Here is a 15,061-nt window from a genome sequence, read left to right on the forward strand (position 1 = left end):
CCGCACGCGGAGCCGGTTCCGTCCGCCGACCTGCCCCCACCGGAGAGGCGACGTATGCAGCACCCCCGCCGACGGATACGCAGACCCGTCGCCCTGGCGGCGACCGCGACCCTCTCCCTGACCCTGCTCGCCTCCGCGAGCACCACCCTCCACGGGCCCGTCCCGGCCTCGGCGGGGCCCGTGGCCGCCGCGCCCGGCAACGCCCAGCTGGCGCCGTGCCGCATCGCCACGACGCTCGGCGTGCAGATGTCGGAGGGGCTGCCCACCGCCCCGGGATACGTGCGCTCCACGGGCCTCGTCAGGGCCCTCAACCTGATGATCGACTTCCCGGACGCCGTCGGGGACGGCACGGCGATGGGCCGCTTCCGCGAGTTCTTCCCGCAGACCGCCGACTGGTTCCGCGTCAGCTCGTACGGCCGTCTGCACTACCGGGCCGAGGCGCCGATACCGGACTGGCTGCGGATGCCCCGGGCGTTCTCCGCGTACGGGATCGAGCGCGGCTCCCCGTACGAGCCGGGCTACCGCGCCCTGGTCGAGGACATCGTGAAGGCGGCCGACCAGCGCGTGGACTTCAGCGCGTACGACCTGGTCAACGTGCTGGTGACGCCGAACGCCGGGCCCTCGGCCCTCGACACCGTCCTGTCCGTGACCTTCTCCGGCAACGACGACGCCCCCTACGCCGACGGCGTGCCGCTCGCGAACACGTCCTTCGTCTACAGCCGCCAGGACGACGGCTCCGGCAGCTTCGCGGAGACCGGCTACCGGGTCCTGCCGCACGAGAACGGGCACGTCTTCGGGCTGCCCGACCTCTACACCGCCGACGGCGGCGGCTCCGTCGGGCACTGGGACATCATGTCCGAGGACTGGGGGGCCAACAACGACCTGCTCGGCTGGCACAAGTGGAAGCTGGGCTGGCTCGACAACGAGCAGGTCAGTTGTGCCTCGGCCACCGGCACCACCGAGTACGACCTCACCCCGCTCGCGGAACCCGGCGGCCCCAAGCTCGCCTTCGTCCCGCTCTCCGGCACCTCCGGGTACGCGATCGAGGTGCGCGGCCAGGGCGGCAACGACGAGGCCGTGTGCGAGCAGGGCGTCCTCGTCTACCGGGTCGAGTCCGACGTCGACACCGGGCACGGCCCGGTGACCGTCGCCGACAGCGAGCGGGCGAGCGGCGGCTGCACGCGCCGCGCCAACGTCCACGCGGAGCTGTCGGACGCGCCGTACGGGCCGGGCGAGAGCTTCACGGACCGCGCGAACGGCGTGCGGATCACGGTCCTGGACGAGCGCGAGGACGGCACGTACCGGGTGCGCGTCACCCGGAACTGAGCGCGCCCCGGGGTGGAGCGGTCACCCGGCAACGGGCGTTTCCCGCCCCTCGAACAGCCCGCGCAGCTCCCGCTTGAGGACCTTCCCCGTCGGGTTCCGGGGCAGCTCCTCCTCCCGTACGAGGACGCGGGCGGGCACCTTGAAGGCGGCGAGGCTCCGGCCGACGTGCGCCCGCAGGGCCTCGGGGTCCGCCGCCGCTCCCGGACGGCGCCGCACGACGGCCACGACCTCCTCGCCGAGGAGGGGGTGGGGGACGCCGAGGACGGCGGCGTCGAGGACGTCGGGGTGGGCGTGCAGGGCGGCCTCGACCTCGACGCAGTACACGTTCTCGCCGCCGCGGATCACCATGTCGGTGAGCCGGTCGACGACCGAGACCCGCCCGTCCGCGTCCACGCGCGCGAGGTCCCCGGTCCGGAACCAGCCGTCGTCGGTGAAGGCGGCGCGGGTGGCCTCCTCGTTCCCCCAGTACCCCCGGGCCAGGGACTGGCCGCGCAGCCACAGCTCGCCCACGCCGTCCGCGTCGGGCCGGTCGATCCGCACCTCGGTGACGGGCGAGGGCCGGCCGGCGCTGCCGGGATGGGCGCGGTACTCGGCGCCGAAGTTCGCCAGGACGCCGCCGCAGGTCTCGGTGAGCCCGTAGCCGTTGCGGGGCTCGACGCGCTCCCCGTACGCCTCCGTGAGCCCGGCGACGATCCCGGGCGGGGCGGGGGCGCCGCCGGTGCTGAGCAGGGTGAGGCTCTCCAGCGGGTCGGCCTCGCTCCGGGCGCGTTCGAGCAGCTGGAGGGCGGTGGTGGGCACCCCGGCGTAGTGGGTGACGCGGTGCTCCCGGATCAGCCGGAGGGCCTCCCCGGCGTCCCACTTCCGCATGGTCACGAGGGTGCCGCCGGCCGCGATGACGCCGTAGAAGGAGGTGAAGGCGGCGACGTGGAAGAAGGGGAAGGTGGTGAGCGACACGGGCGCGGGCCCGGTCCCGGGGACGTCCCCGCGCGCGAGGGCCGCGGCGGCGGCGAAGTACCGGGGGTTCATCGCGGCCCCGGCCTGCGCGAGGTGGGTGGCGACGGCGCCCTTGGGACGGCCGGTGGTGCCGGAGGTGTAGACGATGGTGGAGTCGTGCTCGGGGAGCACGTCGACGGGCGGCGGCCCGGGGTACGGGTCGCGGTCGGGCACGTACGCGTCGAACCCCTCCTCGGCGGGGGCCCGGAAGACGATCCCGGGCACCTTCCGCTCCCGGGCCCACGCCCGCGTCCGCCCGGCCCGCTCCCCGTCGACCAGCAGCGCGCGGGGCGCGCAGTCGTCGAGCGCGTACGCGAACTCGCCCTCGGTCCACCAGGCGTTGAGCGGTACGGCGACGAGCCCGGCGAGCTGGGCGGCCCAGAAGGCGACCTGCCACTCGGGCAGGTTCCGCATGGCGACGACGACCCGGTCGCCGGGCACGAGCCCGTACTCCCCGACGAGCCGCCGGGCGAGCCCGCAGGCCTCGTCGAAGAACTCCCGGTAGGTCGTCCGGACGCCCTCGTGCACGAGGAACGTCCGGTCCCCGTACCCCCAGGTCGCCTCCACGAACTCCCGCAGGGTCCGGGGCCCGTGCGCGTACGCCCCGCCCTCGACGGCGAAGGGCGCCCCACCGGCCGTCAGCCTCCCGATCCCGCCGCCCACCGGCCACCTCCCACACGTCCACCCCGCCGGACGGCCGACGCTAGGCGCCTGCGGTCGGGGAGGTCAACCACGGGCGGACAGGCCCTGGAGGAACAGCACCAGGGAGTAGGCCAGGCAGAGGACGCCGACCGTCAGGCCGGCCGCACCGAGCCCTCGGACGCGGGTCTCGCCGGGCGGCGCGGAGGACCGGGGGTGCCCCGTCGAGGAGATCCCCTTCGCCAAGAATCCGCTCACCTCGCGTGCCCGGGTCAGGAAGACCGTCCCCCATCCCAGGAACCAGATTCCGCAGAACAGCACGAGAACCTTCGCGGCGACCGGCGGTTCCTCGACCGCCAGCACGATGACGTCCATCGGTCGTCTCCCTCTCCTCTGCCTTCACGGCTTCCATGGGTCATGCGCGGGCGGCCGGGACGTCGAGGGCGACGCCGGGCGGGACGAGGGTCGTCACGTACTGCCGGAGGAACTCCTCCTCTTCGTTCTCCTCGCCCTCGCCCTCGTTGTCGTTGTCGTTGTCGTTCTCGTCGAGGAGGACCAACGGGCCGCTCGGCCAGACCGGTCGGCCCGCGGTCCAGGCGACGGCGAAGGCGGGGGCCTCCGGGAGGGTCCGTATCTCCAGGGTCCCTTCCGGGGGGAGGGAGGCCGCCGCGGGCGCCGCGTCCATGGTGGCCGTCGGCCGTGACGCCCCCGGTTCGAAGAGGACCAGGAGGAACGTCTTGTCCTCGGGCTCCTCGCCGGACGGCGGGAGGAGGAGGTAGTCGAAGTCCCGGGCCTCCCCCTGCCGCGCCGCGCGCAGCAGCCGGCGCAGGACCCGACCGGTGGAGACCGCGCACCACACCAGGCGGACGAGGGCCGCGACCGCGACCGCGCCGCTCGCCCACAGGCCGCGGCCGAGGCCCGGGTCGCCCGTGATCCGGGCGGCGGAGGGCCGGCCGACGACGTACTCGACCTCGACGGCGTCCCCCTCGGCCGGGGCTGAGGCCCCGTACTCGACGTCCGTCACGACCCGGCGGCCGTCCCGCGTGTCGAAGCGGACCTCCACCGCGCCGGGCAGCGGCCAGGGTTCCAGCGGGAACTCCTCGTGGAGGTACTGGACCGTGGCGGTCGCCCGCTCCGTGCGGCCCGTGGCCTGCTGGTAGGCCGTCCCCCACCACCATCCCGACCACAGCGCGGTGACCGCGAGGACGAACAGGGCGCCCCAGGCGACGCCCGACGCGAGGACGACGCGGCGCAGCACCGGCGAGCGCCACCAGGGCCCGGCGGCCGGGTCGGGCTCCGGGCGGTGCTTCCCGGCGCCGCCCGCGAGGGCGTGCCGCTCGTGGAGCAGCCGGGCCAGCGCGGCCAGCCGGGGGCGGTCGAGTACGTCGCCGGTGTCGTCGGTCTCGTCGGTGTCACTGACCTCACTGACCTCGCCGGACCCGCCGGTCCCGCCGTCCCGGTCCGCCGGAGGGGCGGCCGTGAGGACGAGGGGCCGGGTCGCGCGCGCCCGGCGGGAGCGCAGGGCGACCCCCAGGAGGGCGGCGCCGAGGGCGACGGCGGTGGGGATCCCGAGGACGAACGGGGTGAAGTCCCGGTCGAACGCCTCCCCGCGCAGGGGCCACGGCAGCGCGCTGATCTCCAGGAGGTCCCCGCGGGCCTCCTCGCCGCAGTCGACCTCGGCCGTCCGCCGGACCCCGTCCCAGGGGTCGGTCCAGGCGACCGCGCAGCCGTACTCGGTCGCCGCGGTGACCTCGGCGCGCACCGGCTGCCCGAATCCGTACGCCGACGTCAGGAGGGCCAGACCGGCCAGGCCGACCGCCCCGGCGGCCCAGCTCCACCGGGGCACCACCACCCGGCCCGCCGCACGGCCCGGGACCGACCCGCCGCCGCTCCGCAGGTGCTCCCGGAGCAGCCGCAGCCGGCGCGCGCCGGTCCGCGAGGCGAGGAGGACGCCTCCCGCCCCGGCGACGCCGAGGACCGACGCCCCGAAGGCCGTCACGTACAGGACGTCCAGGTCGGCCGCCTCGCCGCGCACCGGCCAGGGCCGGGCGCTGATCCGCAGCGGGTCCCCGGCCTTCTCCCCCTCGTAGCAGTCCACGCGCGCGTGGCGGGTGAGGGACGGGTCCCAGGGGTCCTGCCACACCACCCGGCACATGCCGCCCTTCGTCCCGGTGACCTCGGCGGTGACCTCGCGGCCCAGGCCGAAGGTGTGGGCGCCGACGAGCCCCAGGACGAACGCGCCGCTCAGCAGGAGGGCGGCGAGGCAGGGCACGCGGACGCGGTGCCACCAGGCGGTCCGGAGCCCGTCGTCCCCCGCCCCGGTGTCGCCCCGGGCGGTGAGGGCCCGGGTCACGACCTCGACGGCGGGCCGGTCCACGGTGATCGTGAGGACGTCGCCCGTCCCGGGCACCTCGTACACCACGGCACCGTGGCGCACGAACGACTGCCGCCGGAACCCGCCCGCGCCCAGCGGCACGACGTCCTTGACGCGCCCGCCCCGGGGAACCGCGAGCACGGCCGAGTCCTCCGCGACGAAGTGCGCCGGCACGTCGGCCCGCCCGGGCAGCCAGAGGTCCCCCCGCACCGCCGGAGCCCCGTCCTCCGCCCGCCGGGCCACCTCCGCCGGGACCCCGACGGCCCGGCCCCCCAGCACGGCCCGCCGCAGGACCCGGCTCCGCACCGCCGCCCAGAGCGCGGGCAGCCCCCCGACGAGCAGGCCGCACACCAGCACAAGAAGGAAGTTCACGAGCACACTCTCGACCGACGGGAAGGACGAGGACAGGGCGTCCCCCGGCAGAATCACACACCCCAACCTGCACGCCCCCGGCAGCCCACCCCACCGGAAACCCCAGGTGACGGCCCTTCCCCCCGGAAAACGACCGAGTGCGGCCACCCGGAATCTCCGGGTGGCCGCACCATGGGTTCTCTACTTCTTCCGGTTCTTCTGGAACCTGCTGACCGCGAGGACGGCGAGCAGGCCACAGGCCAGGCCCGCGAGACCCCAGGGGCCGCTCGGGTTGTAGTCGTTGAGGTAGTAGCCGACGGCGCAGAAGGCGACGGTCACCACCAGGACGATGAGACCCCAGAAGCGTCTTCCCGGCATCCTTTCACTCCTTCTCATCGCGTCGGATCGTCGATCTCACCGCGTTCCTAGCTGAAGCGCAGTGCGCAGTGCTTGTTGGTGCAGTAGGCGCGCCACTTGGTGGAGTAACGCCTGTGGCCCGACAGGCCGGGGCCCTGGACGTTGCGGGAGTACGCGACCGTGACGGCGAAGCGTTCCTGGTAGCCGCAGACGAAGAAGATCTTGAACGCGCAGACCTGGGCCATGCCCGAGGCGCCCCACTCATGGTAGGTGGAGGACCGGGCGTTGCGGGACGCGCCGTGGAACTGGATCTTCCAGCCGAGGGCCGAGGCGACACCGCTCTCGTCGTCGCTCGTCCAGGCCCACGAGCTCTTGATGTAGCCCTTCTTGTCGAGGCAGAACTCGGCCTGCATGGTGGTGGTTCCGAGCTGGATCCGCACCCCTCCCTCGTAGAGGCGGTACGTGCGCGAGACGGTCTTGCAACCGGACTGCGCCGTACCGGCGTTGTCGTAGGCGTTCACCGGGTCGGCACACACGTAGTCGTAGGAGTTGCAGCTTCCGCCGTGCAGCGGGTCCACGCTGAGGAAGCGCCCCGTGCCGGGCGAGTAGAGCCGCGCGCCCATGAGCAGCGTGTCCGTGGGCGTCTCGGCGGAGCGCTGGAACGCGCCGAGCCAGCCGTAGCGGGCCGCCGGTGATCCCGTCTGGACGTTGCCGTACTCGTCGCTCTCCACGGCCACGGGGCTCTGCGAGGCGTCCAGCGGGAGCCGCACGCCGATGTCGCCGTGGATGTTGGTGAACATGAGGACGGTGTCGCCGGTCTTGCCGGTGACGGCGGCCAGGGCGCCGCTCAGCGACGCGACGTTGCGGGAGACGGCTCCGGTGCCGTTCTCCACGATCCAGCTCGGGCTGTCGGTGTCGCCCGTGTAGTGGTTGACCTTGGCTCCGGTCTGGGACCAGGTGCCGCCGCTGTTGGTCTCGGTGGTCCAACCGCGGAAGCGGAGGGCCGAGTCGAGTTCCCAGGTCTGGCGCTTGGTGCCGGCGGTCTGCCGGCGGACCAGGTTGTTGGTGTAGTAGTCGATGGTGGCGCCGGGCATGGCCGTGGTGCGGCCGTAGGCGTCGTAGGCGTGGCCGGGGTCGACGAGGCGGTCGGCGCTGTCGTAGGAGTGGGTCCGGGTGGTGCCTCCGGTGGCGGTGCAGGCGAGACCAGGCTGTGCGGCGGTCGTGGTGAGGGAGGTGCGGTTGCTGCGCTTGTCGAAGGCGTAGGCCCGGCGGGTACAGACCGAGTCGGCGGTTTCCTCCACGACGGTCAGGCGGCCGGCCCTGTCGTAGGTGTAGTCACGGCTGCTGGTGCCGCTGGTGCCGGTGGTGACCTTTCCACTGGCGGCGTGCGTCACCGCGTCGGAGTAGACGACGGCGCCGTCGGCGTCGCGGGTGTAGACCCGCTCGACCGTGGTGCCGATCGTATTCGCCTTCTGCCGCAGGGTGTAGCCGCCGGGCAGCTGCTCGGTGGCGATCGACCCGGCCGCGTCGTACGTGGCGGTGAACGTGCCCGCGACGGAGTCGACGAGCCCGGTCGGCAGACCACGGGGCTCGATCGCCGTGTCGTAGCTGAGCGTTCGGGTCGACGGCACGTTGTCGGTGACGGTCAGCGGGCGGTCCAGCGCGTCGTAGCGCGTGGTGGTGGTGCCGCCGTCCGCGTCCGTGTAGGAGATCAGCCGGCCCAGCTTGTCGTACTGCTTGGTGATGGTGCCCCCGGTGGGGGAGGTCACCGTGACGGGCTGCCCGCTGGCGGGGTCGTAGGTGATGGTGCTCACCGGCACGGCCTGGCCGAGGCCGCCGCTCATCGTGGTGGTGGTCTGCCGTCCCGCGGCGTCGAAGGCCACCGAAAGCGTACGGGTGACCCCGTTCGCCGTGTCGACGCTCTTGGACTGCTGGCCGTAGAGGCCGTACTCCATCGAGGAGTCCTCGACCTTGGCGGGGTTGGAGCCGCCTCCGACGATGTCGCCCGCGGGCCCGGTCCAGCACACCTGGTCCGCCCACTCGGGGCGTCCCTTGCACCAGCCGGTGCCGGTGCCGGACCAGTAGGAGATGACCTTGGACGCCGCGTCCTGTCCCGTGCCGCCGGGAGGCTGGATGCCGGTGACCCTGCCTTCGGCGTTGTACGTGGTGCCGGTCACCAGGTTGAGGCCACCGGGGTCCTGGATCTTCAGGGTGGGGAGGCCCTTCGCCCAGTCGTACTGGGTTTCGTTCAGCCGCTTCTCGCCCATGACCGAGTAGTGGTCGCGGACGCGGACGCCGCTGATCGTGAGGGTGACCTGGTTGCTCACGGCGGCGCTGCCGTCGCTGGGCCGACCCGTGTCGTACTCCTTGACGGTCCACGCCCGCGCGGCGGTGGAGGTGTTCGCCGGCACCAGGACGGTGCTGCCGTCCTTGAGGTCCTGCGTCAGTTCGACACGGTGCAGGGGGCCGAACGTCTCGGTCTCCCGCATACCGGTCGGGTCGTACAGGGAGACGGACGACAGCAGGTGCGCCCTCTCGGCGGCGGAGCGTCCGTCGATCCCGAGGTCGCGCAGGGTCGCCCGCTCGGCGGCGGTGGTCCCGAGGGCGAGCGTACGGTTCGCCGGCGTCAGCTCACGGACGGTGTTGCCGAAGCGGTCGTACTCGGCCGTGGCGATGTGGCCGCCGGGGTCGGCCGAGTTCACCGAGCGTCCCGACGCGTCCAGGTAGTGCACCGTGGCGCGCTGGTACGCGGACGCGGCGAGCTGCGGTCCGGAGTGCGAGGCGGGAACGGAGTCGGACGGGAAGACGGCCGTGGCATCGGTGGGGATGTCGCTCTGCCCCCACGCCTTCACGTCCGCGGCGCCCATCGCGTACGGGGCGGTGGCACCGCTGAGCGGAACGCCGTAGACGACGGAGGTGGACGCCGTGCCCTGCTGCTGGTCGACGCTGCCGGGCACGAGCGCGGCCCGGGAGACCTTGAGGAGCATTCCGTCGCCGGGAACGGGGCCGGAGCCCGCGTTGCCGTAGGTGAAGGTGAAGGGAAGCTGCCCGGAGGGCTGGACCCAGGTCACCCGGCCGGCCCAGTAGGCGTACTGGTGCTCACCGGCCTTGGAGAGGCGGGGGTCCCAGACCTGCCGCAGGCTGCCGTTGCTGTCGTAGCGATAGGTCGCCACGGCGGTCGAGGTGCCGGAGGCGGCACCGGGCGCGGTCGCCCACAGGCGCAGTTCGCGGACCTGGCCCGCGATGTCGCCGAACTGCCCGTCGGTCTGGGTACCGGTGGCCGTGGTGGCGGTCGCGTACACGAACTCCAGGACGCGGCACCCCTTGGTCGCGGGGTTCGCCTCGCAGGCGGACACGGTCACGGCCGAGGTGGGGGCGATGATCCGCTTGGGCCTGGCGAGCCGCTTGCCGTTCACGGTGACGGCCTCGGACACCAGGGTGGTGGTGGTGTTCGTCAGCCCCTTGAGCAGGGTGCTGGACACCTGCCAGGTCGGCGCGGCCGGGTCGGCCTTGACGAAGGTGGTGACGGTGCCGCCGGTGTCCGACAGGGTGAAGGAACCGTCGAAGCGGCCGCTCAGGGTCAGGTGCTCCGAGCCCTTCTCCGGGATCCATCCCGTCTTGGCGGCGTTGCTGGTGAACGCGATGGCCATCCCGTCCTCCAGGACCACGTCGAGCGCCGTGTCGGAGACCTTGCGGACGTGGCTGAAGACGGACTGGGTCAGCTCCGCCGTCGTGCCGGCCACCCACTCCTTGCCGAAGATCGCGGCCTGTCCCTCCAGGTTCTCGGCCCCGTTCGGGGTGCGGGAGGAGGCGCTGCGCGTCACGGCCATGCCGAAGAACGACGCGTCCGTGGCGGAGAGGGTGTAGTCACCGGTGAGCAGGTTGAGCGAGCCGGGTCCGACTTCCTCGCTCGCGGCGCCGGAGGCGTCGCGGTCCACGATCGCGGACTGGGGCTCGGTGCTCTTGGCGGCGCCGTTCGGGCCGGTGAAGTCGGCCTTGATCTGGACGGAGCCGTCCGGGTCGACGGTGTCGGTCGCGTTCCAGACCAGAAGGTCGTTCTTGCCGTTGACCAGGGGCCGGGGCCACGCGGTGATCGCGCTGCCCTGGGAGTGGACGTCCTTGAGCGGGATCAGGACCCAGGGATCGGCCTCGGAACGGCGCCAGGAGAAGGAGACCGCGTTGTACTTCGCGGCGTTGGCCTCGGCGATCAGCGGCAGACGGCGGGCGGTGCGCTCGCCGTCGGCGGGCTGGACGAATCCGCCGGGGCCGGCGTGGAAGGTGTACTCGACGGCCTCGGACTTGTTGTCCGCCTTGTCGACCTGCCGGACCTGGAGGGTGTGGGTGCCGTCCTGGGCCGGTGTGACGGAGACGGCCTTGGCGGCGGTGGAGCCGCCGGTGGCGACCTTGGTCCAGGTCACGCCGTCCAGGGACCATTCGAGCCAGTTGTGGTCGGTGCCGTTCGGGGTGACGGTGAAGGTGCCGGCCTGGCCCGCGCCCTTGACCCACTGTCCGGTCGGGTAGTCGGTCGAGGTGATGCCGGTGGGGGCGGAGGGGTTGGTGGTGTCGACCGTGAAGGTCTTCCACTCCGACCAGCCGAGGTTGTAGTGCGCGCCGTCGTAGGGCGACGTGCGGAACTTGTACGTCTTGCCGTGGGTGAGCACACCGGCGGGGACGGTCACGGAGGCGACCTGTCCGGAGGGCGTCCAGGGGGAGACGAGGACGTTGCCGACCTGGGTGTTGGTGGCGTTGTCGAAGATCTGGAAGGTGCCGTTGATCTTGTCACCGTTGGGGTCGACGAAGGTGTCGCGCAGCGTCGGGGTGACGGTGTTGACCACGTAGGCGCCGCCGTAGGAGAAGAACGGCGGACCGGCCTCCTGCTTGGTGCCCGTGCGCGGCCGGTAGTTGTACGTGACAGTCAGCTTGGGCGGGTTGGAGGCGGCGTTGGCGGAGTTGACGCGCTTCCACTGGCCGGTGTTGTTCTCGTCGGTGGCGCGCAGGCCCATGTGGGACTTGGCGGCCTTGGCCGAGGCCCACTCCTGGACCATGGTGGTGACGTCGGCGTTGATCCAGCCGTCGGGCTGCGCGGTGCAGGAGGCGTTGCCGCGGGTCTCGCTGGAGGTGGCCTTCTTCGCGGTCCAGGCGGGCTGGGCCGTCCACCGCGAGGAGGTGGTCGCGGCCCCGGTGGACCACACCTCCCACGGCTGGTTGGGGCAGGCGGAGCCGGTGTAGTTGCCGGAGTGGAAGTTCCACAGCGACAGCTTCGCGTCCGTCACCAGGGCGTCGGCGATCGGCGCGGTGTTCCACGAGACGAAGGAACGGGCCGTGCGGAAGGTGCCGTCGGCGTTCTTCGTGCCGGGGTTGCCCAGGTCGAGCTCGACGTCGCTGGACCAGTCGACGGTCTCGCCCTGCTGGACGTAGGTGTCGAAGACGCTGGAGAGCGCCGAGGTCGAGGGGTCGACCGTGACCGGGTACTTCGTGGCCGGGTCGGCGAGGAAGCCGGCGTCCGGGGTGATGACGAGGTCCACGCCGCCCTTGGCCCTGACGACCTTCATGGCGACCGCGACCCGGCGGGTGTGCTCGCCGGAGACCGGGTCGACGGTGGCGTCCCACATCACCGGGGCCGGCATGACCGCGGTCTTCTTCGACTTCCTGTCGGTGAACAGCACACTGCCGTCGGCCTGCTGTTCCACCTTCAGGCCCTTGGTCCGCAAGGGCAGGGTGTACGAGAAGCCGGCCTCGGGCCGCGCCTTGACCTCGACGAACTGCTCGAAGCCGGTACGGGTGGCCTCGACCACCACATCCGCGCCGGGCACCGCGTTCTCGTACGTGGCCCGGGTACCGTCGAGCACCGGCGCGGGCAGACCGCCACGCCACTGCAGAGTGATCGCCTCGTCGCCCTCCCCCAGGGTCACCAGATCGGTGGCCGCGGCGGCCTGCGCCGCCCGCAGGGAACGCGCGGGCACACCGGTCTTCCCCGACAGCGTCAGACCCTGCGGATGCGCCTTGGAAGCGACCGAACCATCGGCCCGGGCGGCCAGCTCGACATCGACATCACGCCAGTCGCCCGTGTCCGAGTCCTTGAAACGGACCGGACCGGCGGACAACTCCGTGGTCAGCGAACCGTCCTTGTCGACCCAGGTGGTCGAGGTCTCGGTCCGCTCGGAGAGCGCCTCGACCCGCTTGCCCGACAACCGGGCCGCCACACGCGCGGAGGGGATGTCGGCCGCCGTGGTCGCCGGCTGGACGGCCGGCTTCCGCTGCTCCTGGGCCGCCGGGGTGGTCGGGGTGGCGACGGCCGCCCCGGAGCCGTAGAGCGTGGAGACGGACATCAGTACGGCCAGGCCGACCGCCGTGCCGCTGAACCCTCTGAGCTGCTCGGATCTGTAGCGCACGCGACGCCGCGATGGGCGCGATGGTATGTGGTTCACGTGTTTCCTCTTGTACGTGTGCCAGTACGTGGTGATATGAGTCCGATGCATGGGCATCGGAACGGCGCCGACCCGCGATGAGTGATCGGGGTCGACGAGTCTTCGAGGGTGTGGTCCTGTGTGCCGTCGCTACGGCCGGATCAGGCCTGTCCTGATGGAGCGGCGAGTGGGTTCACCCAGTCGCCCGTGCCACGTCGCCACGATGGAACGGCGGGGCGGCGCCGCGTCGATGCGGACGGGGCCGAAGGTCGTGCCCCGTGGCCCCGAGAACAGCGGGGGCGCGGACACCGGCACGAGAACGCTCAAGGGGAACGTACGCCGGCACAGCGAAACGCATCCCACCCCATCCGTTCCCCAGCGCATGACAGTTCCACTCTGAAACATCGGCCCCCTTTGTCGGAGGACCGTCAGCTGGGCAACTCTTGACGATCTTGAGCAGCGAATCCATACATGCCAGCACCCATCTTTTTCCCCGCGAAAGCCCCTGCCGCGGCCTCCCCCACCAGGCCTCCGCGAGGGCGTCGTACTGGGCGAACTCGCGTGCCCGATCGACCGTCCGGGGGAACCAGGACGCGCGCCGACAGCCGTACCGCGCCCCTCGGCCAGGGCCACCCTCGCGCCCGGCACCCACAACGTGGCGGTACGGGCCACGCACCGCTCCGGCAGGCAGAGCACCGCTCCGGCGGTGACCGTGGCCGCGGAGACCACCGCGCCCGCCGAAGCCGCGTCCCGCACGCGCCCTTCGGGGAACGCCCTGGAGAAAACCACAGGTCAGCAGCCCACATCCCCGGCCGCACCCCTGGGCGCCAACTATCCGAGACCCCACACAGACGTGCATCCGCTACCCTGTTCCCTGGTCGGCCGTTGACACGGCTCCGGTCGGGCGGCGATGCCACCCAGCGGGATCCGTACAGCGCCTGACCAGCGGGCTTGGCTTCCCTGCCGAAGATCCGGTTGCCGGGTTTTCTCCAGGGGTTTCCCAAGCCCCCCGCCTTCGTAGCTCAGGGGATAGAGCACCGCTCTCCTAAAGCGGGTGTCGCAGGTTCGAATCCTGCCGGGGGCACCAAGCGCACGACCCCGCCCCGGGGTTCCTCCCCGGGAAGGGAGCCCGCTCGGCCTCGGACGATCCGTCCGGGGCCGTTTGCGTGGGCCCTGTGCGAGCGGGGGGAGCGCCCGAGCGGGTTCGCCGACCACCCGTGCGCCGGGGGCAGGATGTTCGCGGTCAACGGCGCCCCCGTCGGCGAGCAAGGACGAGTAGGGCCGACGCGCACGGAGGCCGGCCTCTTCTTCCGTGTGCCCCGGCCGCCCCGAACCGGGCGTACGTACAAGGCCGCCGGCCCTCCCCGATACGACGCGACGCGACATCGCACGGGAAGGGCCGGCAGCTTCGGCTCGGACCGTCTCAGGCCGTCTCCGGCCCCGCCCCCATGAGCTGCTCCGCCAGCTCCCGCTCGCTCTCCTCCGGCAAGGAGGTCTTCAGGACGGTGCCGCCGAAGGGCTCCAGGGCGGCGGCGAACCGGTCCTCGGTGATCTCGGAGGCCATGACGACGACCGCCGCCGAGCCGGGTTCGAGGAGGTCGCTCACCTTCTGGCGGAAGCCCCGGTCGACGCCCATCTGGTTCAGCTTGCCGACGAGGCCGCCGAGGGCCGCGCCCAAGGCCCCGATGCCGGGGGTGAGGACGATGATGCCGAGGACCAGTCCCCAGAGCGCCCCGGCCGTGGCCGAGAGGGCGATCTCCTCGCTCTTCGCGGGGGTGTCCACATGGGTCTCGCCGTCCTGGTCGACCCGGACGACGGCGAGGCCCCTCAGCTCGACGACGTGGTCGTCGCGGAGCCGCTGGACCGTCTCGAAGGCCTCGCGGGCGACGGCGTGGTCGTCGTAGCCGATGACGATGAGCTCGGACACGGTGCTCTCCTCCGTACGGGACGGGCGGCGGGTCAGTACCGCTGCGCCTTGGTGAGCCTCGGCGTCAGGACCGGTTCGGCCGGTTCCCGGCTGATGACCAGGGGCTGCTTCCGCCCGCCCGGCGCGAGGTCCTCGGCGCCGGTGAACTGCGTCTCGACCACCTTCCCCGACGGGTCGAGGAAGTCGACCTGGACCGCGTAGGACGCCTCCTCGTCGGTCTTGTTGGTGATGGTGACGACCACGGCGAGCCGGCCGTCCGTCCCGGCCCTCGGCTTGCCCGTCATCGCGACCTCGCCCAGGGCGTTCCCCCGGCCCTCCACGCCCTTCAGCGCGTCCTCGGCCTGCTTGCGGGAGCGCTCGGTCTCGGCGCCGATCGACGCCGCGCGCTCCGACTCCCGCGCGGACGCCGAGGCCGCCGCGGACGACGCCGACTCGCGCGCGGCGGAGGCCGCCGAGGACGCCGCCGAGGCGAGGGCGGAGGGGGCGCCGCCGGAGAACGAGGCCGTGTCGGGGGGCGTGGGGCCGTCGCTGAACGTCGGGGAGCGGCCCTCGTCCCCTCCCGAGTCGCAGGACACCAGGCCGGCCGCGCCGAGCGCGGTGACGACGACGGCGACGGCGGCGCCCGCCGCCCGGGTGCGGAGCCGCTTCCCGGCGGTGCGGGTCGGTGTGGTGCTCATGGGGTCTCCC

Annotated in this window: 8 protein-coding genes and 1 tRNA gene; 2 read left to right on the top strand and 7 right to left on the bottom strand. The window is 72.7% G+C overall.

Annotation, left to right across the window (positions count from 1 at the left end; genetic code table 11):
* The first annotated feature begins 54 nt into the window (after positions 1-54).
* Positions 55-1,326 (top strand): M6 family metalloprotease domain-containing protein, encoded by a 1,272-nt coding sequence (locus ACIQVI_RS28675; protein WP_351970481.1) that lies wholly within the window; start codon positions 55-57, stop codon positions 1,324-1,326.
* 21 nt (positions 1,327-1,347) lie between these two features.
* Here ACIQVI_RS28675 and ACIQVI_RS28680 read toward each other — a convergent pair whose 3' ends face one another.
* The 5 genes from ACIQVI_RS28680 to ACIQVI_RS28700 all read right to left on the bottom strand — a co-directional run bounded on the left by ACIQVI_RS28680 (position 1,348) and on the right by ACIQVI_RS28700 (position 12,369).
* Positions 1,348-2,982 carry a class I adenylate-forming enzyme family protein gene (locus ACIQVI_RS28680; RefSeq protein WP_403601004.1) on the bottom strand — a complete coding sequence of 545 codons (1,635 nt, stop codon included), beginning with the start codon at positions 2,980-2,982 and terminating at the stop codon, positions 1,348-1,350.
* Between the two features lie 63 nt (positions 2,983-3,045).
* On the bottom strand, positions 3,046-3,333 hold the full coding sequence (locus ACIQVI_RS28685; RefSeq protein ID WP_403601007.1) for a hypothetical protein: 288 nt from the start codon (positions 3,331-3,333) through the stop codon (positions 3,046-3,048).
* 40 nt (positions 3,334-3,373) lie between these two features.
* On the bottom strand, positions 3,374-5,704 hold the full coding sequence (locus ACIQVI_RS28690; protein WP_403601011.1) for a hypothetical protein: 2,331 nt from the start codon (positions 5,702-5,704) through the stop codon (positions 3,374-3,376).
* Between the two features lie 180 nt (positions 5,705-5,884).
* On the bottom strand, positions 5,885-6,061 hold the full coding sequence (locus ACIQVI_RS28695) for a hypothetical protein (RefSeq protein ID WP_351970477.1): 177 nt from the start codon (positions 6,059-6,061) through the stop codon (positions 5,885-5,887).
* A 47-nt stretch (positions 6,062-6,108) separates the two neighbouring features.
* Positions 6,109-12,369: a DNRLRE domain-containing protein gene (locus tag ACIQVI_RS28700; RefSeq protein ID WP_403601236.1), complete on the bottom strand. Its 6,261-nt coding sequence runs from the start codon at positions 12,367-12,369 to the stop codon at positions 6,109-6,111.
* 1,089 nt (positions 12,370-13,458) lie between these two features.
* Here ACIQVI_RS28700 and ACIQVI_RS28705 point away from each other — a divergent pair.
* Positions 13,459-13,534, top strand: a tRNA-Arg gene (locus tag ACIQVI_RS28705).
* 336 nt (positions 13,535-13,870) lie between these two features.
* On the opposite strand, the gene ACIQVI_RS28710 is transcribed toward ACIQVI_RS28705, so the two are convergent.
* Both ACIQVI_RS28710 and ACIQVI_RS28715 read right to left on the bottom strand, forming a co-directional pair.
* Positions 13,871-14,374 (bottom strand): DUF1269 domain-containing protein, encoded by a 504-nt coding sequence (locus tag ACIQVI_RS28710; RefSeq protein ID WP_403601014.1) that lies wholly within the window; start codon positions 14,372-14,374, stop codon positions 13,871-13,873.
* A 32-nt stretch (positions 14,375-14,406) separates the two neighbouring features.
* Positions 14,407-15,051 (bottom strand): FxLYD domain-containing protein, encoded by a 645-nt coding sequence (locus tag ACIQVI_RS28715; RefSeq protein ID WP_403601017.1) that lies wholly within the window; start codon positions 15,049-15,051, stop codon positions 14,407-14,409.
* Positions 15,052-15,061 lie beyond the last annotated feature (10 nt).

It is taken from the genome of Streptomyces sp. NPDC098101 (assembly GCF_044760185.1).
Lineage (GTDB): Bacteria > Actinomycetota > Actinomycetes > Streptomycetales > Streptomycetaceae > Streptomyces.